A 25,607-nucleotide genomic window follows, 5' to 3' on the forward strand; every position below is an offset into this window, starting at 1 on the left:
GAACGGGTCGTCCGCCGCCCGGGGGCGGGGCGCAGGAGCCCGCTCCACCGGGTTCCGCCCTTCGCCCCATGAGGACAGTATCTGTCCTCTACGCCCACTAGCGTGCCTTCCATGACCAGGACGAAGGCGCAGGGCGCCGCGACCGCCCCCGTACTCACCACCCGCGCCCTGAACCGGGCCACCCTCGCCCGGCAGCTGCTGCTGCGCCGCTCCCCGATGTCCGCCGCGGCGGCCGTGGAGCACCTCGTCGGACTCCAGGCACAGGAGGTGAAGCCGCCCTACGTCGCACTGGCCGCCCGTCTCGACGGGTTCGCGCCCGAGGAGCTGTCCGGGCTGCTGGCCGACCGCGCGGTCGTACGGATGGTCACCCTGCGGTCCACCATCCACCTGCACACCGCCGACGACGCCCTCACCCTGCGGCCGCTGGTGCAGCCCGCCCGGGACCGCGAAGTGAACATGAAGCAGTTCCGCGAAGGGCTCGTCGGCGTCGACCTCGACCGGCTGTCCGCCCTCGCCCGGGACCTGGTCGAGGACGAGCCGCGCACCATGCGGCAGTTGCGCGAGGCGCTGCTCGCCGAGTGGCCGGACGCCGATCCGCAGGCGCTGGCCGTCGCCGCCCGCTGCAAGCTCCCGCTCGTCCAGGTCACCCCGCGCGGACTGTGGGGCAAAAGCGGCCGGGTCGCCCTCACCACCGTAGAGCACTGGCTGGACCGTCCGGCCGAGCCGCCCGCGTCCGCCGACTCGGCCGTCCTGCGCTACCTGGCCGCGTTCGGGCCGGCGTCCGTGCGGGACATGCAGACGTGGGCCGGGCTGACCCGGATGCGCCCGATCTTCGAACGGCTGCGGCCCCGGCTCGTCACGTTCCGCGACCCGAACGGCGTCGAGCTCTTCGACCTGCCCGACGCGCCGCGCCCCGACCCGGACACCCCTGCCCCGCCGCGCCTGCTGCCCGAGTTCGACAACCTGCTGCTGTCCCACGCCGACCGCACCCGTGTGATCCCCGCCGCCCAGCGGGGCCGCACCTGGCAGGTGAACACCTTCTCCCGCCCGTTCCTCGTCGACGGGTTCCTCGCGGGCGTGTGGTGGCTGTACGACGACGCCCTGGTCATCGAGCCCTTCACCGAGGCGGCCGAGGCCGCGCGCGACGAGGTGGCGGCGGAGGCGGAGCGGATGCTGCGGGTGCTGTGTCCGGGGGAGTCGTACGACATCCGGTTCGGCGCCGTCGCCCGCTGACCCGGGGCATGGAAAGGGGGCGCTGCGGGCCGCTCGTGGAGGCCCGCAACGCCCCCTGGTACTCACCTGAGGGGTGCTCAGGAGCTCTTCGCCCGCTACGAGTTGACCTGCGCGGTCACCAGGCTGGAGAAGGTGGCCAGCCGGGTGTAGACACCCGGGTAGCCGGCCTGGGCGCAACCCTCGCCCCAGGAAGTGATCCCTGCCAGGACGCCCCCGACAAGCAGGGGACCGCCGCTGTCGCCCTGGCAGGTGTCCACGCCGCCGGAGGAGTATCCGGCGCACACCATCTCGCTCTTGACGTAGTCGGAACCGTACGAGCCGCCGCAGCTGGTGTCGGAGACGATCGGCACGGTCGCGGTGCGCAGCTGGTTGGAGGAGCTGCCGCCCGACGACGTGGTGCCCCAGCCGAGGACGCGGGCGGTGGTGCCGGCCGCGTAGACGGAGGTGTCGGTGGACGAGACGTACTTGGCCGTGGTGTAGGGCATGGCCGTCGACAGGGTCAGCACCGCGACGTCCTCACCGCGGGTGGCGGTGGTGTAGTTCGGGTGGATCCAGATCCTGCTGACCCGGGCGACCGTGCCGTTGGTGCCGTTGAGGTAGGTGCGGCCGCCGACCACGCGGACGCCGCTGGGGGTCTCGCCGACCATGCAGTGCGCGGCGGTGACGACCTTGGTGGGGGAGACCAGCGTGCCGCCGCAGAACTGGTCCTGGGAGGCGTCGGTGATCTGCATCATGAACGGGTAGGCGCCGGTCGTCGTGGTGGTGCCGCCGACGATGGGCTGGGGGGCGGCGCCGGCCGGGGAAGCGGCGGTCAGCGCGGTCGCGGCGGCGGCAGCGGTGGCGGCTATCGCGACGGCGGTCCTTCTCGCACGGGTGAGCCCGGACATGAGGTCTCCTCGGGGGTGTTGCCGGTGGGGGGTCGCGCGGGTGTGGGGGGTGTGGCACAGGGGCCCGGGAAGACCCCCGTGTGCCCGGCGATCGGCACGCCCCTTACGCTAGGGCCGAGCCCACCGGCGTCCCAATGAGGGAACCCCCTAAGGGGGTTGGTGAGGGAAAACCCTCGGTCCGGCTCCCCGGGCCGCTCCCTGGTCGGCACCTCTCGCCCGCATCCCGCGGCCTCCGCCCCCCGCCGGTTCGCCCCCGTCACGGCCCGGCTCCGCCACCCCTCAGCCCGTCAGCCCGTGCGCGGCCCCGCCGCCAGCCGGACGATGTCCACCCGGGAGCGGATCCCCAGCTTCCGGTAGACCCGCGTCAGGGTGGCCTCCACCGTCTTGACGCTGATGAACAGGCGCGCGGCGATCTCCCGGTTGGTGGCGCCCTCCATGACCAGCGCGGCCACCTGACGCTCCATCGACGCCAGCCCGTCCAGCGCGGCCGTCGCGGGCGCGGGCACGGGCACCGGTTCGCGGGCCGGCGGCGGAGACGCCGCCGCCTCCACCTGCCGCAGCCACGGCAGCGCCCGGCACCGCCGGAACAGCCGCGCCGCCTCGTCGTACGACGCCGTACCGGACCGGGCGACGCCGCCGCCCCGGACCGGGCCGGGTGCCTGCGCGTGGGCGCGCAGCCGCGCCAGCGCGAAGGCCGCCCGCGCCTCCTCCAGCCCGTACCCCAGCTTCGCCAGGCGGTCCTGAACCGACGTCAGGCACGCGATCGCGCCCTCCTGGTCCCCGCGTGCCGCCCGCACCAGCGCCTCCGCCCGGTCCAGGACGGCCAGCACGCTCTCCCGGCTCAGCCGCAGCGCCTGCTCACGGGTGACGTCGATGAGGTCCTGCGCCTCGGCGAGCTCGCCCACCCGCACCAGCGCCTCCGCGAGGTCGCCGTGCCAGCGCCCGCGCGCCGGGTCCGTCACCCCGAGCCCCTGCTCCAGCTCCCGCACCCGCCGCAGCGACCGGACGGTGCCCACGGCGTCACCGGCGACCAGCTGGACGTACCCCAGGCTGGCGAGGGCGCGCGACATGTAGATCTGGTCGCCGTCCTCCTCGGCGTGCTCGGCGGCTTCCCGGGCCAGCGCCAGCGCGCGGCCGACGTCTCCGCCGGACGCCTCCGCGACGGAGGTCAGCACGGCCGAGGCCACCTCGCCGATCCCGGAGTCCCGGGCCAGCCGCAGGCTCTCCTGGGACAGGTCCAGGGCCCGGCCGCAGTGCCCGGCGCGCAGCTCGGTCTCCGCGAGCATCCGCAGGAAGTGCACCTCGCTCTCCACCATGCCGCGCCGCCGCGCCTCGCTGAGCAGCCGGGTGACGGTGGCGCGGGCGTCGGACAGCTGATCGCTCATCAGCAGCCAGCGCAGCCTGGTGGAACCCGCCCCGTTGTGGTGGCAGGCGACCTGCGGGTCCTGCGGTTCCTGGAGCGCCCGCCGGATGGTGGCCGGGGCGCCGGGATGGCCCATCAGCGTCTCGGCCTGCGCCTGGAAGGCGAGCGCCAGCAGCTCGGTGCGCCGGTCCCCGCCCCGCGCGGCCAGCTCCGCGGCGTGCGCCGCCTCCTCCCGGCCCTCGGCGAAGTCGCCCTCGACGACGAGGGCCCGCCAGGCCAGCTGGTAGTGGACCAGGGCCAGCAGCCGCGGGTCGTCGCCCGCGTCGGCGAGCGCCTGCGGGAAGACGGCGTCGACGTCGCCGAGGGCCTGCCCGGCCGCCTCTATGACCACCATCCAGGCCCGCACCCGGTCGGCGGGCACGGTCGCCCGGGACAGCACCTCCCGGGCGATGTCGCGCGCGAGGTCCACCTCCCCGGCGGTGATCGCGTCCTCGGCGGCCTGCAACCGCCGCTCGTCGGGGGCCGGCACACCGCCGGGCGGGGTGTGCCGGGCGGCGAGCAGGCCCAGCGAGGCCGCCATGGACGGCGCGCCGCGGTCCCGGGCCAGCGCGGCGGCCCCGGCGAGCCGGGTCGCCACCTCCGGGTCGGTTCCGTTGGTGGCCAGTGCCAGGTGCCGGGCGCGTTCGATCGGGTCGGAGGCGGCCTCGGACAGCGCGGCGTGCGCGGCGCGCCGCCGGTGCGCGGGCGCCTCCGCGTACAGCGCGGCCGAGATCAGCGGATGCGCGAACCGTACGGCCGGGCCCTCCGGCTCGGTGGCCAGCAGGCCGAGTTCGGCGGCCCGCGCGGTCTCCGCCTCGGCGTGGGGGCGGCCCGCCGCGTGCAGCAGGGCCAGCGTGGGACGGGCGCCCGCACTGGCCACGAGGAGGGTGTGCCGGGCCTCGTCGGACAGCATCTCCAGCCGGTTCAGCACCAGGGCCCGCAGCGAGGTCGGCACCGGCAGCGGCTCGCCCGGCCGGGGCGGGGTCGGGTTCTCGGCCAGGGCACGGCCCAGTTCCAGCGCGAAGAGCGGGTTGCCGCCGCTGGTGCGGTGGATGTCGCGGACCGTGGAACGGGGCAGGCCCGTGTAGCCGCGGTGGTCGAGCAGCGCGGAGACCTGGGTGCGGGAGAGCGGGCCGAGCCGCAGGGCGAGGGTGTCGGGCGGCGCGGACCGCAGCTGCCGGTCGTACTCCTGGTCCTCGGCACGCATCGCGCACAGCAGCTGGACCGGGGTGTCGCCCAGGCGGCGGGCGGCGAAGCCGAGGAGTTCGGCGCTGGCCGGGTCGAGCCACTGCAGGTCGTCGGCAACGACCAGGACGGGGCCCGCCGCGGCGAGCGCGCGCAGTGCCGACAGCACGGCGAGGCGCAGCGCGAGGCCGTCGCGCTGGAGGGTGGACTCGCCGCGGCCGGTGAGCGCGGACTCCAGCGCGGTGCGCTGCGTGGCGGGGAGCTGGTCGGACACGTCCTCGAGGACCAGGCCGAGCAGGTCGGCGAGGGCCAGGAAGGGCAGGTGCGATTCGGACTCGGTCGCGGAGCAGCGCAACACGGTGCGGGCGGTCGCGCCGTATTCCGCGGCCAATGCCCGCAACACGGTCGACTTTCCTATTCCGGCGGGCCCGTGGAGCAGCACGCTGCCGCCGCGGTCCAGCTGCTCGCGCGCCGCGGTGAACGGCTCCTCCCGTCCGATGACCAGGTCGGGGCGGCATCTGGCAGGCTCCTCGAAGTCCCGTCGCACGGTCACCGCTCCCCTCCGTGTGTCGTGTTCTGGCCAAATTCTAGGCACCGAGTCATTGAATTTCGGAGGGGCGCGGTGGTGAGGGAAATAACAGCAACGGGCCTGGGGAATTTCAGCTCTGTGTCAATTGCGTGACGAACGGCGCGCGGGGAGGCGCCGCGGCCGCGGACGCCCCCCACGAAGACGCGGGCAACCGCGCGACCGACCACGGCGCACCCGCGGCCCCCACACGCCGCCACCCCCACGCCACTCCCGCCCGTCACCGCTACGCCGCTTCCGCCGGCCACCGCACCCGGGGCCTCTACGCCGCGCCCGCCCGGCCCCCCAGCGGGGCCCGGGCCCGGCACCGGACCCGTCACCCTTGTGCGGCTCACGCCCGGCACCAGATCCGCCACCCCTGCGCGCCCCCGCCCGGCACCCGCATCCGGCACTCCTGTGCCGCGCACGCCCGGCGCCGGACCCGGCACCGCAGCGCCGCGCCCGCCCGTAAACCTCCGTGCGGCTTCCGCCGGCCACTGACCCGGGGCCTCTACGCCGCGCCGGCCCGTAACCGCCGTGCGGCTTCCGCCCGGCACCGGACCCCGCGCCCCCACGCCGTTCACGCCCGGCGCCCTAGGGCAGCGCCCCCGCCCGTCGCGCCGCGGCCACCGCCTCTCCCCGCGTCCGCGCGCCCAGCTTCCGCATCGCGGAACGCAGGTAGCTCTTCACCGTCTCCGGCCGCAGCCCCAGCCGCTCGGCCGCCGCCGCGTTCGTCGCCCCCGCCGCCACACAGGCCAGCACGTCCACCTCCCGGGGCGCCAGCCGCACCCCGTCCGGCTCCCGGTCCGGCGCGAGCAGCCCGCACGCGTCCAGCAGTTCCGCCCGCAGCGCCGGATCGGCGATCCGCGGCGCCAGCGCGCGCAGCGCCGCGTGCGCCTCCCGCATCCGCTCCCTGACCGCCCCCGCTTCCGGAGCCTGTGCCGCACGCGCCGTCCCCGCGCCCGTCCGGGGCTGCGCCCGCACGGTGTCCAGCAGCCCCCGGGCCTCCTCCCGCGCCACGAGCGCCTGCTCCACGTCCCGCGCCGCCTCGACGGCCGCGTGCAGCATGCGGTCGCCCAGCGGCTGCGCGGTGCGCAGGGCGCCGTACAGCACCCCCCGCACCCGCCGCCGTACGACGACGGGGACGGCGAGCACGGACCGCAGCCCCTCCACGGCGACCGGCGCGTCGTACTCGTGACTGATCTGCCGGGACGCCGAGTAGTCGGTCACGGCGCACGGACGGCCCAGTGCCACCGCCTTGCCGCCCAGCCCGTAGCCGCAGGTCACGGCGAGGGCGCTGAGCGCCGGGGTGCGGGTCCCGGTCAGCTCCGTGATGCGCATCCGTGGCCGGCCCGTCTCCACCAGCCCGCCGAAGGCGACCGGCAGGCCGGTCGTCCGGCGCAGCCGCAGCAGCGCGCCCCGGATGACCGCCGTGTCCGCCGCGTCCACCGCGCCCGTCGTGTCCGCTCCCACGTGCTCGCCCTTCCCTGGCCGCGCCTCACGGCGCGCACCCCCGTTAGGGGGTAGTGAGACCTGCATCACGGATTACACGATGTCCGGGAGCCGCCCGGCAACGGTCCGGACAGAGGGAGAACGAATGACGACGGCGACCGAGGACTTCCGCCAGGCGCGGGACTTCCTGCTGGCACACCGTGCGGACTACGGCACGGCCTACGACGGCTTCGCCTGGCCCCGCCCCGAGCACTTCAACTGGGCACTCGACTGGTTCGACGTCATCGCGGACGGCAACGACCGCACCGCGCTGCACATCGTCGAGGAGGACGCCACCGAGACCCGGCTCAGCTTCGCCGAGCTCTCGGACCGCTCCGACCGCGTCGCGAACTGGCTGCGCGCCCGCGGCGTCGCGGCGGGCGACCGCGTCCTCGTTATGCTCGGCAACCAGGCCGAACTGTGGGAGACCGCGCTGGCCGCGATGAAGCTGCGCGCCGTCGTCATCCCCGCCACCCCGCTGCTCGGCGCCGCCGACCTGCGCGACCGCGTCGACCGGGGCCGTGTCCGGCACGCGATCGTGCGCGCCGCCGACACCGGGAAGTTCGACGAGGTGCCGGGCGACTACACCCGCATCGCCGTGGGCGGCGCCCCGGCCGGCTCCTGGCTGCCGTACGAGGAGGCGTACACGGCACCGTCCGGCTTCACCCCCGACGGGCCCACCCGCGCCGACGACCCGCTGATGCTCTACTTCACCTCCGGGACGACCGCCCGCCCGAAGCTCGTGGAGCACACCCACACCTCGTACCCCGTCGGGCACCTAGCCACCATGTACTGGATCGGCCTGCGGCCCGGAGACGTCCACCTGAACATCTCCTCGCCCGGCTGGGCCAAGCACGCCTGGTCCAACCTCTTCGCCCCCTGGAACGCCGAGGCGACCGTCTTCCTCCTCAACTACACCCGCTTCGACGCGGCCCGGCTGATGGCCGAGATGGACCGCGCCGGAGTGACCACCTTCTGCGCTCCGCCCACCGTCTGGCGCATGCTCATCCAGGCCGACCTCGGCGCGCTGCGCACCCGCCCCCGCGAGGCCGTAGCCGCCGGTGAGCCGCTGAACCCCGAGGTCATCGAGCAGGTCCGGCGCGCCTGGGGCGTCACCATCCGGGACGGCTTCGGCCAGACCGAGACCGCCGTGCAGGTCGCCAACACCCCCGGGCAGCCGCTGAAGACCGGCTCCATGGGCCGCCCCAGCCCCGGGTACCGCGTCGAACTCCTCGACCCGGTCACCGGCGCCCCCGGCGCCACCGAGGGCGAGATCGCCCTGGACCTCACCGAGCGGCCGGTCGGCCTGATGACCGGCTACCACGGCGACCCCGAACGCACGGCGGAGGCCATGGCCGGCGGCTACTACCGCACCGGTGACGTCGCCGCACGCGACGAGGACGGGTACCTGACGTACATCGGGCGCAGCGACGACGTCTTCAAGGCGTCCGACTACAAGATCAGCCCCTTCGAGCTGGAGAGCGCCCTGCTGGAGCACGAGGCCGTCGCCGAGGCGGCCGTCGTGCCCGCCCCGGACGCGGTGCGCCTCGCCGTCCCCAAGGCGTACGTCGTCCTCGCGGACGGCTGGGCCCCCGGCCCCGACACCGCCAAGGTCCTCTTCGAGCACTCCCGTGAGGTCCTCGCGCCGTACAAGCGCATCCGCCGCCTGGAGTTCGCCGACCTGCCCAAGACGGTCTCCGGCAAGATCCGCCGCGTGGAACTGCGCCAGGCCACCGCGGCGGGCTCGGACGCCGAGTACCGCGAGGAGGACTTCCGGTGAACTCGTACAGCCACGGGGCGAGCGAGATCCCGCTCCTCGGTGACACCATCGGCGCCGACCTGGACCGCGCGGTCGCCGCCTGGCCGGACCGGGAGGCACTGGTGGACGTCCCGTCCGGCCGCCGCTGGACCTACGCCGCGTTCGCCTCGGACGTCGACGCCCTGGCGCGCGCCCTGCTCGCCGCGGGCGTCACCAAGGGCGACCGGGTGGGCATCTGGGCGGTCAACTGCCCCGAGTGGGTCCTCGTCCAGTACGCCACCGCGCGCATCGGCGCGATCATGGTGAACATCAACCCGGCCTACCGCACCCACGAGGTCGCCTACGTCCTGAAACAGGCGGGCGTCTCCTTCCTGTTCGCCTCGCAGCGGCACAAGACCAGCGACTACCGGGCGATGACCGAACAGGTCCGCGGCGAGTGCCCGCGGCTGCGCGAGGTCGTGTACTTCGGCGACCCGGGCTGGGACGCGCTGCTGGGCCGGGCGGACGGGACGGGCACCCGGGAGCCCTTCCCCGAGCTGTCCTGCGACGACCCCATCAACATCCAGTACACCTCGGGCACGACGGGCTTCCCGAAGGGCGCCACCCTCTCCCACCACAACATCCTCAACAACGGCTATTTCGTGGGGGAGTCGATCGGCTACACGGAACACGACCGCATCTGCGTGCCCGTCCCCTTCTACCACTGCTTCGGCATGGTGATGGGAAACCTGGCGGCCACCTCCCACGGCGCGTGCATCGTCATCCCGGCCCCGTCCTTCGACCCGGCGGCCACCCTGGAAGCGGTCCAGCGCGAGCGCTGCACCTCGCTGTACGGCGTCCCGACGATGTTCATCGCCGAGCTGAACCTGCCGGACTTCGCCTCCTACGACCTCTCCTCGCTGCGCACCGGCATCATGGCGGGCTCCCCCTGCCCCGTGGAGGTGATGAAGCGGGTCGTCGCCGAGATGCACATGGAACAGGTCTCCATCTGCTACGGCATGACCGAGACGTCACCCGTCTCGCTCCAGACCCGCATGGACGACGACCTGGAGCACCGCACCGCCACGGTCGGCCGGGTCCTGCCGCACATCGAGGTGAAGATCGTCGATCCGGCGACGGGCGTGACCCGGCCACGCGGCACCCCGGGCGAACTGTGCACCCGCGGCTACAGCGTGATGCTCGGCTACTGGGACCAGCCCGAGAAGACCGCCGAGGCCGTCGACCCGGGCCGCTGGATGCACACCGGCGACCTCGCGGTGATGCGCGAGGACGGCTACGTCGAGATCGTCGGCCGCATCAAGGACATGATCATCAGGGGTGGCGAGAACGTCTACCCGCGCGAGATCGAGGAGTTCCTGCACGCCCACCCGAAGATCGCCGACGTCCAGGTCGTCGGGGTACCGCACGAACGCTACGGCGAGGAGGTGCTGGCCTGCGTCATCCCGAGCGACCCCGCCGCACCGCCGACCCTGGAGGAAGTGCGGGAGTTCTGCGCCGGCCGGCTGGCGCACTACAAGATCCCGAGCAGGCTGCAGGTCCTCGACTCCTTCCCGATGACGGTGTCCGGAAAGGTGCGCAAGGTGGAGCTGCGGGAGCGCTACGGGGCCTGAAGGACCGCCCGGGCGTTCGATCACAGGGGTCAGGGCCCGTAAGATCGGACGCCCTTGGGGGTGAAGGATGGTCAAACGGCGGCCCGTTGCGACGCCCACGCTGGAGGAGGTGGCCGCGCTCGCCGGTGTCGGGCGGGGCACGGTCTCGCGCGTCATCAACAACGAGGCGGGCGTCAAGGAATCGACCCGTCGCGCCGTGCAGCGGGCCATCGCCGAACTCGGCTATGTGCCCAACCTGGCGGCGCGGTCCCTGGCCGGGCGGCGCGCCGACGCCGTGGCGCTGGTGATGACCGAACGGGACTGGCGGCTGTTCGGCGAGCCGTTCTTCTCCGAGACCGTCCGCTCCGTCGGCGACGCCCTCACCGACACCTCCGTCCAGCTGCTGCTCACTCTGGTCCGCACGGACGCCGAACGGCAGCGGTTCCTCGAGTACGCGCGCGGCGGCCGGGTCGACGGCGTTCTGCTGATGTCCGTACGCGCCGAGGACCGGCTGCCCGACATGCTCGCCGACGCCGGCCTGCCCACCGTGCTGCTCGGGCGCCGCTCCGGCGACGAGCAGGTCACCTCCGTCGACGCGGACAACGTCGGCGGCGCCCGCGAGGCCGTCACCCACCTGGTGCGCACCGGCCGGCGTTCCATCGCCACCATCACCGGGCCGCTCGACATGTACGTCGCCCAGTGCCGCCTGCGCGGCTACCAGCAGGCCCTCGCCGGCGCCGGACTGCCCACCGACCCCTCCTGGACCGTCGAGGGCGACTTCACCGAGGCGAGCGGACGCCGGGCCATGACCGAACTCCTCGAACGCCACCCGGACGTCGACGCGGTCCTCGCCGCCTCCGACACCATGGCCGCCGCGGCCCTCTCCGTCCTGCGCGCCGCGGGCCGCCGCGTCCCCGACGACGTGGCCGTCATCGGCTTCGACGACTTCCACCTCGCCCAGCACACCGACCCGCCGCTGACCACCGTCCGCCAGCCCCTGGAGGACATCGGCCGCACCATGGTCCGCCTCCTGCTGGAGGAGATGGAACAACCGGAAGTCGCCTGGCGGCACGTGATGCTGCGCACGCGCCTGGTGATCCGCGAATCGGCGTGACCCGCCCCCGGCCGGGAGACCTCCAGCTCGGCGCCGGCCGAGACCGCTCCCCGCGGGCGTTCCCGGCGACTCCCCGGCGCAGCCGGGCCGATCGGCGCGAGGAAAGAGCCGACAGCGTGACTCCGCGGCCCGCGATGTCTTGACACGGCTGGTCACGGCTGGCTTCATGGCCAGCAGGTGGGAGCGCTCCCACAGGGCTCCCGGCACCGGCTCCCGCACGCCTCCCCGCGGACGCGAGCCGGCGCCGGGCTGCACCACGGCCCGTGCGCACGGCCCCGCGCGCACACCCCGGGCGACGGCCCCCGGGCAGCTCTCCCCGCACGGCACGACCCGGTGCATCCCCCCGGCGTACCGGACACCGCTCACCGAGCACGCCCATCGACGACACCCAGAGAGCACGCCCATCGAGCACCGCGCACCGCGCACCGCTCGTCGCACGCCGGACACCGCATCCGGGAGCTCGCCCACCGGATACCGCGCACCCGTACGGAAGGACGATCCGTTGCGCCCGTTCTCCCTCCGCCCGTTGCGACGGCCCGAGCCACCGGGCCCGGCCCGCCGCAGGCGTGTCACCGGCCCCGCCGCCCTCGCCGCCGCCCTCACCGCGGGGCTCCTCCTGCCCCTCACCGCCGCCGCCCCCTCCTCCGCCGCGCCCGCGTTCGACTACGGCGAGGCGCTGCAGAAGTCCCTGCTGTTCTACGAGGCCCAGCAGTCCGGCGCGATTCCCGGCTGGAACCGGGTCGGCTGGCGCGGGGACTCGGGGATGAATGACGGCAAGGACGTCGGCGTCGACCTGACCGGCGGGTGGTACGACGCCGGGGACCACGTCAAGTTCGGGCTGCCCATGGCCTATTCGGCGACCGTGCTCGCCTGGGGCGGCCTGGAGGAGCGCGCCGCCTACACCCGCAGCGGCCAGTGGACGCACCTGAAGAACAACCTCCGTTTCGTCAGTGACTACTTCGTCAAGGCCCACCCCTCGCCCGACGTCCTGTACGGACAGGTCGGCCACGGCGGCAGGGACCACGCCTGGTGGGGGCCGGCCGAGGTCATGCCGATGGAGCGGCCCGCCTTCAGGATCGACGCCTCCTGCCCCGGCTCCGACCTCGCCGGGCAGACCGCCGCCGCCCTGGCGGCCTCCTCCATGGTGTTCGCGGACAGCGACGCCGCGTACGCCGGCAAGCTGCTCACGCACGCCAAGCAGCTCTACTCCTTCGCCGACACCCACCGCGGCAAGTACAGCGACTGCATCACCGACGCCCAGGGTTACTACAACTCCTGGAGCGGGTACCGCGACGAGCTGGTCTGGGGCGCCATCTGGCTCCACAAGGCCACCGGCGACCCCGCCTACCTCGCCAAGGCCGAGAGCTACTACGACAACCTCTCCACCGAACCCCAGACCTCCACCCGCTCCTACCGCTGGACCCTCTCCTGGGACGACAGCTCCTACGGCGCCTACGTCCTGCTCGCCCAGCTCACCGGCAAGCAGAAGTACGTCGACGACGCCAACCGCTGGCTGGACTGGTGGACCGTCGGAGTGAACGGCAGCCGGGTGCGCTACTCGCCCGGCGGCCAGGCCGTCCTCGACAGCTGGGGCTCCCTGCGCTACGCCGCCAACACCGCGTTCGCCGCGCTCGTCTACTCGGACTGGCTGCCCGGTGACCCCACCCGCAAGGCCCGCTACCACGACTTCGCCGTACGGCAGATCGACTACGCCCTCGGGGACAACCCGCGAAGGTCGAGCTACGTCGTCGGCTTCGGCGCCAACCCGCCGGCCAAGCCCCACCACCGCACCGCCCACGGCTCCTGGACCGACCAGATCACCAACCCCGCCGACAGCCGCCACGTCCTGTACGGCGCCCTGGTCGGCGGTCCCAGCGCGGCCGACGACGCCTACACCGACGACCGGCAGAACTACGTCAACAACGAGGTCGCCACCGACTACAACGCGGCCTTCACGGGCGCCCTGGCCCGTCTGTACGCCGAGTACGGCGGCGCGCCGCTCGCCGACTTCCCCGGGGCGGAGACCCCGGACGGGCCCGAGATGTCCGTGCAGGCCTCGGTGAACGCCTCAGGCGCCGATTTCACCGAGATCAAGGCCTACGTCATCAACAAGTCGGCCTGGCCCGCCCGCGCGCTCACCGACAGCTCGCTGCGCTACTACTTCACCCTGGAGCCGGGGGTCCGGCCCGAGCAGATCAGCGTGACGACCAACTACAACCAGTGCGGTCCGGTCACCGGGCCCACGCACCACGCGGGCGACGTCCACTACGTCACCGTCGACTGCTCCAGCGCCGTGATCGCGCCCGCCGGCCAGTCCGCGTACCGCAAGGAGGTCCAGTTCCGAATCAGTTCGGCCGGTGCCTGGAGCCCGGGCAACGACTGGTCGTACCAGCGGATCGCGACCACGCCGGGCAGCACCCCCGTCGACGCCCCGAACATCGTTCTGCTGGAGGGCACGGAGCGGCAGTGGGGTGCCGTGCCGGACGGCAGCACCTCCACCCCGACCCCCGATCCGACGCCGACCCCCGATCCGACCCCGACCCCGACCCCCGATCCGACCCCGACGCCCACCCCCGCCGAAGGCTGCGCCGTCACCTACGCCGTCGGCTCTTCCTGGAACGGCGGGTTCACGGCCGAGGTGCGGGTCCGGAACACCGGGTCGGCCCCCGTGAACGGGTGGCGGCTCGGCTTCTCCTTCCGTGGCGCGGAGAAGGTCACCAACGCCTGGAACGCCGCCCTCACCCAGTCCGGAGCCGAGGTCACCGCGTCGAACGCGGGCCACAACGCGACCCTGGCGGCGGGCGGCACGGCGAGCTTCGGCTTCCAGGCGAGCGGCGCCCCGGCCGGTGCGCCCGCGGCCTTCACGCTCAACGGCCGTACGTGCGCCTGAGGCCCTCATCTCGGTTCTTCGCAACTTTCGGGAGCGCTCCCAACTCCGTTTTCCGGCTTGCCTGTTGAGGAGGCGAGCCGGAGACGGCCCGCTGACCTGCGTCTTCGAAATCCGTTCGACGGATTCGCGCGCACAGGGTTGTCAGGGCCATGGAGTGACTCCTACAGTCGCGTCCGAAACCGGTGGGGTGGGAGCGCTCCCATCCGTGGGGAGATGGGAGCGCTCCCGACACCCCGATCCCCCAGCACCCCCCTGTCGAACCCGGTTCCCACGCGAGAGAGGCCCCGCATGCGACCGTCACCGCACCGCCTCCGCACCGCCCGCGCCCTGTTCGGCGCACTGCTCACCGCGCTCGCCACCCTGGCCGCGCTGCTCGCCGCCACGGCGCCCGCGCAGGCCGACACCACGATCTGCGAGCAGTACGGCTCCACCGTGATCCAGGGCCGTTACGTCGTCCAGAACAACCGCTGGGGCACCAGCGCCACCCAGTGCGTCACCGCCACCGACATCGGCTTCCGGCTCACCCAGGCCGACGGGTCGGTGCCCACCAACGGCGCCCCCAAGTCGTACCCGTCGGTCTTCAACGGCTGCCACTACACCAACTGCTCGCCGGGGACCAACCTCCCGGCGCAGGTCAGCGCGATCTCCAGCGCGCCCAGCAGCATCTCGTACGGCTACGTCTCCGGCGCCGTGTACAACGCCTCGTACGACATCTGGCTGGACCCGACGCCCCGCACCGACGGCGTCAACCGGACCGAGATCATGATCTGGTTCAACCGGGTCGGCCCGATCCAGCCGATCGGCTCCCCGGTCGGCACCGCGAGCGTGGGCGGCCGCACCTGGGAGGTGTGGACCGGCAGCAACGGCTCCAACGACGTGATCTCCTTCGTCGCCCCTTCGGCGATCGCGAGCTGGAGCTTCGACGTGATGGACTTCGTCGACCAGACCGTCGCGCGCGGCATGGCGCAGAACAACTGGTACCTGACGAGCGTCCAGGCGGGCTTCGAGCCGTGGCAGAACGGCGCCGGGCTCGCGGTGAACTCCTTCTCCTCGACGGTGAACACCGGCGGCACGGGCCCCGGCAACCCGGGCGACCCGGCGACCGCCTGCCAGGTGACCTACGCGACCAACGTCTGGCAGGGCGGCTTCACCGCGAACGTGACGGTGAAGAACACCGGCACCACCGCCGTCGACAACTGGAAGCTCGGCTTCACCCTGCCGTCCGGACAGCGGATCACCAACTCCTGGAACGCCGCCCTGTCCGGCTCCTCGGGCGCCGTCACGGCCAGCGCGGCCGGCGGTCAGAACACGCGGATCGCGGCCGGGGCGAGCCAGAGCTTCGGCTTCCAGGGCACCTACAGCGGCAGCTTCGCCAGGCCGGCCGGCTTCACCCTGAACGGCACCGCCTGCTCCGTCGCCTGATCCGGCGACGCACCGACCCGCTCCGGGCTCCGCCCTGCGCCGACTGGGCGGACCCCGGAGCGTTCCACCCGGCCGGCGGGCCCGCACGCCCGCCGGGCCGGGACCCCGCACCGCCCACCCGGAACCGCGCACCCGGCACCGGACACTCCGCACCGCCCTCCGGGCACCACTCGCCCGGAGCCGCCCATCCCGCACCGCGCGCCCGGTGCCGTCCCGCAGGCACCGCCCCCCGCCCCTCCGGCCCGCACCCGGAAAGGCCCCGCCATGATCCCGCTCCTCCCCGAGGCAACCGCCCGCCGCACCGTCCCCCGTACCAGCCGCCGCACCGGCCGCCCTTCCGTCCGCCGCCCGGCGATCGTGGCGGCCCTGTGCGCCGCCGCGCTCGCCGTCACCGGGCTCACCGCCGCCGCCCCGCCCGGGCGGGACACCGGACGGGCCGCCGCCGCGCTGCCGTACCAGGACCCGTCCCTGCCCGTGCCGCAGCGGGTCGCCGACCTGCTGGGCCGGATGACGCTGGACGACAAGCTCGGCCAGATGACCCAGATCGAGAAGGACGCGCTGGTCCCGCAGTCGGACCTCGCCACCTACCGGATCGGCTCGGTGCTGTCCGGCGGCGACTCCACGGTCAGCCCCAACAACGCCCAGACCTGGGCCGACACCTACGACTCCCTCCAGCGCACCGCCCTGGCGACCCCGCTCGGCATCCCGGTGATCTACGGCATCGACGCGGTGCACGGGCACAACGCGGTGCGCGGCGCCACGCTCTTCCCGCACAACATCGGCCTGGGCGCCACCCGCGACCCCGCGCTCGTGCAGCGCATCGGGCGGGCGGTTGCCGAGGAGGTGGCCGGCACCGGTATCGACTGGTCGTTCGCGCCGTGTCTGTGCGTGGCCCGCAACGACCGGTGGGGCAGGACGTACGAGTCGTTCGGCGAGACACCCGAACTGCCCACCGCCATGACCTCGTTCATCACCGGGATGCAGGGCTCCGCCCTGGGCGGCGACCCGGCCTCCGTGCTCGCCACCGCCAAGCACTACATCGGTGACGGCGGCACCACCGGCGGCGTCGACCAGGGCAACACCCAGATCTCCGAGGCCGAGCTGCGGGCGGTCCACCTGCCGCCCTTCCAGAAGGCCGTCGAGCGCGGCGTGGGCTCCGTGATGCTCTCCTACAGCAGCTGGAACGGCGTCCGCTCGCACGCCCACAAGTACCTGGTCACCGACGTCCTCAAGGGCGAGCTGGGCTTCACCGGGTTCGTCGTCTCGGACTGGGCGGCCGTCGACCAGCTCGACGGGCAGACCGGGTTCACCGGTGCCGAGATCGCCACCGCCGTCAACGCGGGCGTCGACATGGTGATGGTCCCGCACGACTACAGGAAGTTCCTGAGCCTGCTGCGCGGCGAGGTCTCCGCGGGCCGGATCGCCATGGCCCGGATCGACGACGCCAACCGGCGGATCCTCACCAAGAAGTTCCAGATCGGGCTGTTCGAGCGCCCGTTGACGGATCGCTCGTACACCGCCACGGTCGGCTCCGCGGCGCACCGGGCGCTCGCCCGGGAGGCGGTGCGCGCCTCGCAGGTGCTGCTGAAGAACGACGGCGGCATCCTGCCGCTGCCGAAGACGGGCAGGCTGTTCGTCGCGGGCAAGTCCGCCGACGACATCGGCAACCAGAGCGGCGGCTGGACCGTCGGCTGGCAGGGCCGCAGCGGGCCCGTCACCGAGGGCACCACGATCCTCCAGGGCATCCGCGGTGCCGTCGCCGACCCGTCGAGGGTCATCTACGACCGCTACGGCAACGGCATCGACGGCAGCTACACGGCCGCCGTGGCCGTCGTCGGCGAGACCCCCTACGCCGAGATGCGCGGCGACCGGCCCGACGGCATGGGCCTCGACCAGGAGGACCTGCAGACCCTGTCCCGGCTGAGGGCGAGCGGGGTTCCCGTGGTGGTGGTGCTGGTGTCCGGCCGGCCGCTGGACATCGCGGCCCAGCTGCCCGACTGGCGCGCGCTGCTGGCCGCCTGGCTGCCCGGCACCGAGGGCGGGGGCGTCGCCGACGTGCTGTTCGGCGACCACGCGCCGACCGGCAAGCTGCCCATGACGTGGATGCGGAGCGCCTCCCAGCAGCCGGTCAACGACGGCGACGGCAAGAGCCCGCTGTTCCCCTACGGGTACGGCCTGACGTACGGCACCGGCCCCGGCCCGGACCCCGATCCCGACCCCGATCCGGTCCCCGTGAAGGCCTGCACCGCCCCCCACAAGCTGGTCAACTCCTGGCCGGGCGGCCACCAGGCGGAGGTCACGGTCAAGAACACCGGCACGAGCCCGATCACGGGCTGGACGGTCGACTGGGAGCTGGGCGGCGCGACCGTCACCAGCCTCTGGAACGGCACCCACACGGTCGCGGACGGCCGGATCACCGTCCGCAACACCTCGTCCAACGGCAGCCTCGCCGCAGGCGCCGGCACCTCGTTCGGCTACACGGCGAACGGCAGCGCGGGCACCCCCGTCCCACGCTGCACCCCCGCCTGAGCGGACCCACGGTTCTCCCCACCGGCCGACCCCGCGGATGTCCCCACACCCGTCACCCGCACCCCCGCACCGAGGAGAGCACATGACAGACCGGACCAGACGCGCGGACGCCCGTCCGCGCAGGCCGCACCGCAAGCGGACGGCGGCCCTGGCCACCGCGGTGAGCACCCTGCTGCTGGGAGCGGCGGCACAGCTCACCGCGACCGACGCGGCCGCCGCGGAGGCGCACGTCGACAACCCGTTCGCCGGCGCCTCGTTCTACGTCAACCCGGACTACGCGCGCCTCGTCGACGGGTCGATCGCCCAGACCACCGACGCGACGCTCAAGGCCAGGATGGAGAGGGTCAAGAGCTACCCGACGGCGGTGTGGCTGGACCGCATCGCGGCCATCCACGGGGGTGAGGTCAACGCGGGCCGCAAGAGCCTCGCCGACCACCTGGACCTGGCGCTCGCGCAGAAGAAGCCCGGTCAGCCGATCGTCGCCACGTTCGTCGTGTACGACCTGCCGGGCCGCGACTGCGCCGCCCTCGCCTCCAACGGCGAGCTGCCGCTCACCGCGGCGGGGCTCGCCCGCTACAAGAGCGAGTACATCGACGAGATCGCCAAGGTCTTCGCCGACCCCAAGTACCAGGACATCCGGATCACCACGGTCATCGAGCCGGACGGCCTGCCGAACCTGGTGACCAACCTCTCCGACCCGGAGTGCGCGCAGGCCAAGAGCAGCGGCATCCAGGTCGACGCCATCCGGTACGCGCTGAACAAGCTGCACGCCATCCCGAACGTGTACACGTACCTCGACTTCGCCCACTCCGGGTGGCTCGGCTGGGACAACAACCTCACCCAGACCACCCAGCTCTACACGGACGTCGCCAAGGGCACCACGGCCGGGCTGCGCAGCGTCGACGGGCTGGTCACCAACGTCTCCAACTACACGCCGCTCGCCGAGCCGTTCCTCCCCGACCCGAACAAGACGGTCGGCGGAAACATGATCAAGTCGGGCAAGTACTACGAGTGGAACCCGAACTTCGACGAGTCCGACTTCACCAAGGCCGTCCACGCCGCGCTGGTCGCCCAGGGCTGGCCCTCCTCCACCGGCATGGTCGTCGACACCTCCCGCAACGGCTGGGGCGGTGCCGCCCGGCCCACCGCGGAGAGCACCAGCACGGTCCTCGACACCTACGTCAGCCAGTCCAAGGTGGACCGCCGGGCGCACCGCGGCCTGTGGTGCAACGTGAACGGCGCCGGCCTCGGACAGCCCCCGCAGGCCTCGCCCGCCGGCTATCCGGACTCGCACCTGGACGCGTTCCTGTGGGTCAAGCCGCCGGGGGAGTCGGACGGCGCGAGCAAGGACATCCCGAACGAGGAGGGCAAGCGTCCGGACCCGATGTGCAACCCGGACTACACGGCGCCCAACGCGGGCGGCAACCCGACCGGCGCGATGCCCGACGCGCCGCTCGCGGGCCACTGGTTCCACAACCAGTTCTCGATGCTGGTGCGCAACGCGTACCCGGCCGTGCCCACCGACGGCGGCGGTGGCCCCGGCGACCCGGTCGACACCACGGCCCCGACCGCGCCGACCGGCCTGCGCGCCACCGCCAGGACCGCGTCCAGCGTCTCCCTCGCCTGGACGGCGGCCACCGATGACGTCGGCGTCACCGGGTACGACGTGTACCGCGACGGCACCAAGGTCAACGCCGCGCCGGTCACCTCGACCACGTTCACCGACACCGGGCTGAGCGCGGCCACCGCGTACGGCTACACCGTCCGCGCCCGCGACGCCGCCGGGAACGTCTCCGCGGCGTCCGCCGCGCTGAGCGTCACCACGGAGGCGGGCGGCGGCGGGCCCGACCCGGCCGGCGGCCTCAAGGTCACGTACAAGAACAACGACGCCTCGGCCGGCGACAACGCCATCCGGCCCGGACTGCGGATCGCCAACACCGGCAGCTCCGCGGTGGATCTGACCAAGGTCACCGCCCGCTACTACTTCACCCGGGACGGCGGCTCGCCCACCGTCAACGCGTTCTGCGACTACGCCGCGGTCGGCTGCGCCAACCTCAGGCTGCGGGTGGTGCCGCTGAGCACCCCCGTCGCGGGCGCCGACGCCTACCTGGAGGTCGCCTTCGCGGCCGGCACCCTGGCCGCCGGCCGGGACACCGGCGACATCCAGCTGCGCATGGCCAAGTCCGACTGGTCCGCGTTCGACGAGACCGGCGACTACAGCCGCACCACCGCCACCGCCTACGCCGACGCCCCCCGGGTCCCCGCCTACCTGGCCGGCGACCTCGCGTGGGGCACCCCGCCGGCCTGACCGGCCCAAGACCCCCAGGGAGACCCACACAACCCCACCCATCACAGGAGAGACGATGGCTCGACGCAACAGACGATCACTGTCCTTGCTGGCGGTGCTCGCGACCCTGCTCAGCGGGCTCGGCCTGGCCCTCATCGGCCAGGGCAGCGCGCAGGCGCACGGCGTGACGATGACGCCCGGCTCGCGGACCTACCTCTGCTGGCTGGACGCCAAGACCAGCACGGGCGCACTCGACCCGACGAACCCGGCGTGCAAGGCCGCGCTCGCCGAGAGCGGCTCGACCGCGCTGTACAACTGGTTCGCCGTGCTCGACTCCAACGCGGGCGGACGCGGCGCGGGATACGTCCCGGACGGCAAGCTGTGCAGCGCCGGTGACCGCTCCCCGTACAACTTCACCGGCTACAACGCCGCCCGCGCGGACTGGCCCCGCACGCACCTGACCTCCGGCGCGACGATCCGGATCAAGCACAGCAACTGGGCGGCGCACCCGGGCGCCTTCCGGGTGTACATCTCCAAGCCCGGCTACTCGCCCACCAAGCCGCTGGGCTGGGGCGACCTGGAGCTGATCCAGACGGTCACCAACCCGCCGCAGTCGGGTTCGGTGGGCTCGGAGTCCGGCCACTACTACTGGGACCTGAAGCTGCCCTCGGGCCGCTCGGGTGACGCGATGATGTTCATCCAGTGGGTGCGGTCGGACAGCCAGGAGAACTTCTTCTCCTGCTCCGACATCGTCTTCGACGGCGGCAACGGCGAGGTGACCGGCATCCGCGGCTCGGGCAGCACCCCGACGCCGACGCCGACGCCGACCCCGACCCCGACCCCCACGCCGACCCCGGACGACCCGCACACCGGGTGCATGGCCCTCTACAAGATCACGAACTACTGGAACGGCGGCTTCCAGGGCTCCGTCGAGGTGATGAACCACAACACCACGGCGCGTGACGGCTGGGCCGTGCGCTGGCAGCCGGGTGCCGGGACCAGGATCAGCCAGGTCTGGAACGGCACGCTCAGCACCGGTGCGGACGGCACGGTGACGGTCAGGAACGCCGACCACAACCGCACCATCCCGCCGGACGGCACGGTGACGTTCGGCTTCACCGCCACCTCGACCGGCAACAACCTGCCGGTCGACGCGGTCACCTGCGTCAGCCCGTAACACCGGCGAACGACGGCGCCGGCTCCCGCACCCGCGGGGGCCGGCGCTGCCGTGCGCGGGCCCGGGGGCCTGTCGTCCGGATCATCCCGGCGTCGCGGGGTCCGGCCGGAAGGCGCCGCATCTCACAGCCGGTCTGATCCGAACGACGGGCCCTGGCCGCCGAGCGCGTCGGCGTGCTCGTTGACGGGCCGCGGGGTGCCCGCCGGGTCCAGCACGAAGAGCGGCACCCCCAGCGCGCCGGCCCGGGTACGGGCCGCGTCGGTGTACCCGGCGAGCGTGAAGTGGACGCAGGCGCAGGACTGGGCCAGCGCGGTCAGCCACAGGTACTCCACGTCGCACGCGTCCACCGGGCGCGCGCTCGGCTCGACCCACGCCAGCAGGGCGGGCGCGGACAGCAGGATGCCGGACGGCGGGCGGATGTCCGCGCGGCGCACGTCCCGGTGGCCGAGCCGGCGCAGGTGGCGCGCCGCGGCGAGCACCGTGTCGCGCGCGGTGCGGACGACGGCCGGCCGGACGGGCGGGCGTGCCGGTGCCGGGGGAGCGTCCCGGGTGCCGTCCGCCTCCGCCACGGGGACGCGCAGCATCGTGCCGCAGGAGCAGCCCACTTCCGGGTGCGGCCACGGGGCCGGGCGGTCGCAGGCGGAGCAGCGCACGGTCACCCACTCGTCGTCCCAGGAGCGGTGGGTGACGGGGGTGGCGGGCGCGTGCGGATCGAGCGGCGGGGCGACGGGCGCGCCGCAAGAGCAGGGATGGACGGGCGCGGCGTACTGGTGGGTGCGCCGGCAGACCGGGCAGCGCACCGAAACGCTCTCGGGCATGCCCTCAGCATCCTCCGCCGGGCGCCCGTCCGTCCGCCGGTTCGGACGTCCCTTGACGGCTTTCGCGACTCCCCCTACATTGCTTCCAGATAGTAGAAGTTGATTTCCGTAATGCGGAAAACAGCGAAGACAGCGACACCGGACATCCGGAAGTGCTCACCGCGGGGCGCGACGGGAGTGCGTATCCGACAGCCGAAGCAGGAGTTCCCATGGCTCGTATGACCGCTGCCCGCGCGGCAGTCGAGATCCTCAAGCGCGAGGGTGTCACCGACGCGTTCGGTGTGCCCGGCGCGGCGATCAACCCCTTCTACGCGGCGCTCAAGGCCTCCGGCGGCATCGCGCACACCCTCGCCCGCCATGTCGAGGGCGCCTCGCACATGGCGGAGGGCTACACCCGCACCCACCCCGGCAACATCGGGGTCTGCATCGGCACTTCGGGCCCGGCCGGCACCGACATGATCACCGGCCTGTACTCGGCGACCGGCGACTCCATCCCGATCCTCTGCATCACCGGCCAGGCCCCGACCGCGGTGATCCACAAGGAGGACTTCCAGGCCGTCGACATCGCCTCGATCGCCAAGCCGGTCACCAAGATGGCGGTGACCGTCCTGGAGGCCGCGCAGGTCCCCGGCGTCTTCCAGCAGGCCTTCCATCTGATGCGCTCCGGCCGGCCCGGCCCGGTCCTCATCGACCTGCCGATCGACGTCCAGCTCACCGAGATCGAGTTCGACCCCGAGACGTACGAGCCGCTGCCGGTCTACCGGCCCGCCGCGTCCCGCGCCCAGATCGAGAAGGCGATCGGCATGCTCAACGCCGCCGAGCGCCCGCTGATCGTCGCGGGCGGCGGTGTCATCAACGCCGACGCGGCCGACCTGCTGGTCGAGTTCGCCGAACTGACCGGCACCCCGGTCGTGCCCACCCTCATGGGCTGGGGCGTCATCCCCGACGACCACGACCTGAACGCCGGCATGGTCGGCCTGCAGACCTCGCACCGCTACGGCAACGCGACCTTCCTGGAGTCCGACTTCGTCCTCGGCATCGGCAACCGCTGGGCCAACCGCCACACCGGCAAGCTGGACGTCTACACCGCAGGGCGCACGTTCGTGCACGTCGACATCGAGCCCACCCAGATCGGCAGGATCTTCGCCCCGGACTACGGCATCGCCTCCGACGCCAAGGCCGCCCTGGAGCTGTTCGTCGAGGTGGCCCGCGAGCTGAAGGCCGCGGGCGGGCTCCCCGACCGCTCCGCCTGGGCCGCGTCCGCGCAGGAGCGCAAGGCGACCCTGCTGCGCCGCACCCACTTCGACAACGTGCCGATCAAGCCGCAGCGCGTCTACGAGGAGATGAACAAGGCCTTCGGCCCGGAGACCCGGTACGTCTCCACCATCGGCCTCTCGCAGATCGCCGGCGCGCAGATGCTGCACGTCTTCAAGCCGCGCCACTGGATCAACTGCGGCCAGGCCGGCCCGCTGGGCTGGACCATCCCGGCGGCGCTCGGCGTCGCCAAGGCCGACCCGGAGGCGCAGGTCGTCGCCCTCTCCGGCGACTACGACTTCCAGTTCATGCTGGAGGAACTGGCGGTCGGCGCGCAGCACAAGATCCCGTACGTGCACGTCCTGGTCAACAACTCCTACCTCGGCCTGATCCGGCAGGCGCAGCGGGCGTTCGACATCGACTTCCAGGTCAAGCTGGAGTTCGAGAACATCAACTCGCCCGAGCTCGGCGTCTACGGCGTCGACCACGTGAAGGTCGCCGAGGGCCTGGGCTGCAAGGCGATCCGGGTGACCGACCCCGGCGAGCTGGGCGCCGCCTTCGAACAGGCGAAGAAGCTGGCCGCCGAGTTCCAGGTGCCGGTCGTCGTCGAGGCGATCCTGGAGCGCGTCACCAACATCTCCATGTCCGGCACCAACGACATCGGCAACGTCGTGGAGTTCGAGGAGCTCGCGACCGAGCCCGGTCACGCCCCCACGTCGATCAGGACGCTGAAGGCCTGACACCCGCAGCCGTGAGGGCGGCCCGACCAGGGGTTGGGCCGCCCTTTCGCGTGCCCGCGCACGGGCTCAGCCGGAGCCCCCGCCGTCCCCGCCCCCGCACAGGGAAGCCGCGCCCCCGTACCCCCACGACGGGCTGGAGCCCCTGGCGTCCGCCGCCTCGGCCCGGGGCAGCAGCCCCGCCCGCACGGCGAACCGCGGCATGAGCACCCGCAGGGCCGCCTCGTCGTGCAGGGCGACCGCGAGCAGCTTGTCGTCGTCGGACAGGCCGTACCGCCGGGCGGGCAGCGGATGCCGGACCCGCAGGGCCTCCACCTCGCGCCGGGCCCCGCGCGTCGGCCCCAGGAAGGGCCAGCGCAGCAGCCCGGCCTCGGCGAGCGGGATGCGCATCTCGGCGACGGCCAGCCGCACCTCCGGGTCCCGGACCAGCCGGCGGAACCGGACAGGCCGCCGCAGGGCGCTGCCGACGGCTTCCTCCAGGCCGCCCGGCGCGTCCTCCGGAACCGCCCAGAGCAGGCCCGGCGGACCGGGTTCCATCGCGCCCCGCAGATACAGGGCCACCACGGCGACGGTGACGGCGGCGCGCGGGCCGCCCCGCAGCAGTGCGATCTCGTGCGGCGCCAGGGCCGCCGTACCGTCGCTCATGGCACTCACCCCCCGGTGCGGGGCCCGCCGCCCCCGTGCCGACGGGCCCCGTGACAGCACTGTGCCCGCTCCCGGGGGCGGTCGACGCCTCCCGGAGCGGGTTCAGAGGTTGATTTGAGCATGTCGTAGTGGCCGTACGACCGCTGACGTACGGCCGCTCAGACCTCGTGGGGTTCCGACAGCCCCGGCCAGTCGTCGGGCCCGCCGCCCTGCCACTCGATGAGGTCGTTCTCCGCCACGTCCGTGACGTACAGGTCGGCCAGCCGCAGGATCTCGCCCACGTCGTCGGCGTGCGTGGCGATGCCCAGCGTCTCGTCGCCCTCGGTGACCCGGCGCGAACCGTCCAGGGCCGGCGGGTGGACCACGACGTGCGGATGGTGCGATGCGTGTGCCATGCCTTCAGGCTGCTGCGGGCGGCCGCGATCCGCACCCCGGAGCGGGCACGGGAAAGCGCCGGGTGCGGGACCGTCCGCACCCGGCGCTCGTCCGGAACGTTGCTGGGACCGCGGCGGATGCGACGGAGCCGGACGAACCCTTCCCTCTGGTCGAAAAGGGGATCACCGGTCCTTCACCACCGCACTGGCTCGCACGCGCCGCGGTCCGCACCCTGTCCACGCCCGCCC

Annotated in this window: 16 protein-coding genes; 10 read left to right on the top strand and 6 right to left on the bottom strand. The window is 73.4% G+C overall.

Going from position 1 to position 25,607, the window contains the following annotated elements; genetic code table 11:
• The first annotated feature begins 111 nt into the window (after positions 1–111).
• Positions 112–1,233, top strand: coding sequence for a winged helix DNA-binding domain-containing protein (locus SGLAU_RS26250; protein WP_043504959.1), 1,122 nt, complete (start codon positions 112–114; stop codon positions 1,231–1,233).
• 95 nt (positions 1,234–1,328) lie between these two features.
• Here SGLAU_RS26250 and SGLAU_RS26255 read toward each other — a convergent pair whose 3' ends face one another.
• The 3 genes from SGLAU_RS26255 to SGLAU_RS26265 all read right to left on the bottom strand — a co-directional run bounded on the left by SGLAU_RS26255 (position 1,329) and on the right by SGLAU_RS26265 (position 6,811).
• Positions 1,329–2,120, bottom strand: coding sequence for a S1 family peptidase (locus tag SGLAU_RS26255; protein ID WP_043504960.1), 792 nt, complete (start codon positions 2,118–2,120; stop codon positions 1,329–1,331).
• Between the two features lie 287 nt (positions 2,121–2,407).
• The gene (locus SGLAU_RS26260) at positions 2,408–5,260 is read right to left on the bottom strand and encodes a helix-turn-helix transcriptional regulator (protein WP_043504961.1); all 2,853 of its coding nucleotides are present in this window, start codon (positions 5,258–5,260) and stop codon (positions 2,408–2,410) included.
• Between the two features lie 606 nt (positions 5,261–5,866).
• A complete protein-coding gene (locus SGLAU_RS26265) occupies positions 5,867–6,811 on the bottom strand; it encodes a helix-turn-helix transcriptional regulator (RefSeq protein WP_078957902.1) in 945 nt (314 codons plus the stop codon).
• 58 nt (positions 6,812–6,869) lie between these two features.
• On the opposite strand from SGLAU_RS26265, the gene SGLAU_RS26270 reads away from it, so the two are divergent.
• The 8 genes from SGLAU_RS26270 to SGLAU_RS26305 all read left to right on the top strand — a co-directional run bounded on the left by SGLAU_RS26270 (position 6,870) and on the right by SGLAU_RS26305 (position 21,530).
• On the top strand, positions 6,870–8,543 hold the full coding sequence (locus SGLAU_RS26270; RefSeq protein ID WP_043504962.1) for an AMP-binding protein: 1,674 nt from the start codon (positions 6,870–6,872) through the stop codon (positions 8,541–8,543).
• The gene (locus SGLAU_RS26275) at positions 8,540–10,132 is read left to right on the top strand and encodes an AMP-binding protein (RefSeq protein WP_043504964.1); all 1,593 of its coding nucleotides are present in this window, start codon (positions 8,540–8,542) and stop codon (positions 10,130–10,132) included. Before SGLAU_RS26270 ends, SGLAU_RS26275 begins: the two co-directional genes overlap by 4 nt.
• Before the next feature lie 67 nt (positions 10,133–10,199).
• Positions 10,200–11,225 carry a LacI family DNA-binding transcriptional regulator gene (locus SGLAU_RS26280; protein WP_043504965.1) on the top strand — a complete coding sequence of 342 codons (1,026 nt, stop codon included), beginning with the start codon at positions 10,200–10,202 and terminating at the stop codon, positions 11,223–11,225.
• 502 nt (positions 11,226–11,727) lie between these two features.
• On the top strand, positions 11,728–14,115 hold the full coding sequence (locus SGLAU_RS26285) for a glycoside hydrolase family 9 protein (protein ID WP_244315262.1): 2,388 nt from the start codon (positions 11,728–11,730) through the stop codon (positions 14,113–14,115).
• Between the two features lie 288 nt (positions 14,116–14,403).
• Positions 14,404–15,537: a GH12 family glycosyl hydrolase domain-containing protein gene (locus tag SGLAU_RS26290; RefSeq protein WP_043504967.1), complete on the top strand. Its 1,134-nt coding sequence runs from the start codon at positions 14,404–14,406 to the stop codon at positions 15,535–15,537.
• Between the two features lie 264 nt (positions 15,538–15,801).
• A complete protein-coding gene (locus SGLAU_RS26295; RefSeq protein ID WP_078957904.1) occupies positions 15,802–18,066 on the top strand; it encodes a glycoside hydrolase family 3 N-terminal domain-containing protein in 2,265 nt (754 codons plus the stop codon).
• Positions 18,067–18,148: 82 nt separating this feature from the next.
• Positions 18,149–20,374, top strand: a complete 2,226-nt coding sequence (locus tag SGLAU_RS26300) for a glycoside hydrolase family 6 protein (protein ID WP_043504968.1) — start codon at positions 18,149–18,151, stop codon at positions 20,372–20,374.
• A gap of 55 nt (positions 20,375–20,429) precedes the next feature.
• Positions 20,430–21,530 carry a lytic polysaccharide monooxygenase gene (locus SGLAU_RS26305; RefSeq protein WP_043504970.1) on the top strand — a complete coding sequence of 367 codons (1,101 nt, stop codon included), beginning with the start codon at positions 20,430–20,432 and terminating at the stop codon, positions 21,528–21,530.
• 122 nt (positions 21,531–21,652) lie between these two features.
• Here the strand turns inward: SGLAU_RS26305 and SGLAU_RS26310 are convergent, their stop codons facing one another.
• Entirely contained in the window at positions 21,653–22,348 is a 696-nt protein-coding gene (locus tag SGLAU_RS26310) for a hypothetical protein (protein ID WP_043504971.1), read from the bottom strand.
• A 209-nt stretch (positions 22,349–22,557) separates the two neighbouring features.
• Between SGLAU_RS26310 and gcl the strand changes: the two genes are divergently transcribed.
• Positions 22,558–24,342 carry a glyoxylate carboligase gene (gene gcl, locus SGLAU_RS26315; RefSeq protein ID WP_043504972.1) on the top strand — a complete coding sequence of 595 codons (1,785 nt, stop codon included), beginning with the start codon at positions 22,558–22,560 and terminating at the stop codon, positions 24,340–24,342.
• A gap of 66 nt (positions 24,343–24,408) precedes the next feature.
• Here the strand turns inward: gcl and SGLAU_RS26320 are convergent, their stop codons facing one another.
• A complete protein-coding gene (locus SGLAU_RS26320; protein ID WP_318536227.1) occupies positions 24,409–25,044 on the bottom strand; it encodes a TIGR04222 domain-containing membrane protein in 636 nt (211 codons plus the stop codon).
• 98 nt (positions 25,045–25,142) lie between these two features.
• A complete protein-coding gene (locus tag SGLAU_RS26325; protein ID WP_043504974.1) occupies positions 25,143–25,379 on the bottom strand; it encodes a hypothetical protein in 237 nt (78 codons plus the stop codon).
• Positions 25,380–25,607: the final 228 nt, after the last annotated feature.

It is taken from the genome of Streptomyces glaucescens, assembly GCF_000761215.1.
In the GTDB taxonomy this organism is placed as follows: Bacteria; Actinomycetota; Actinomycetes; order Streptomycetales; family Streptomycetaceae; genus Streptomyces; species Streptomyces glaucescens_B.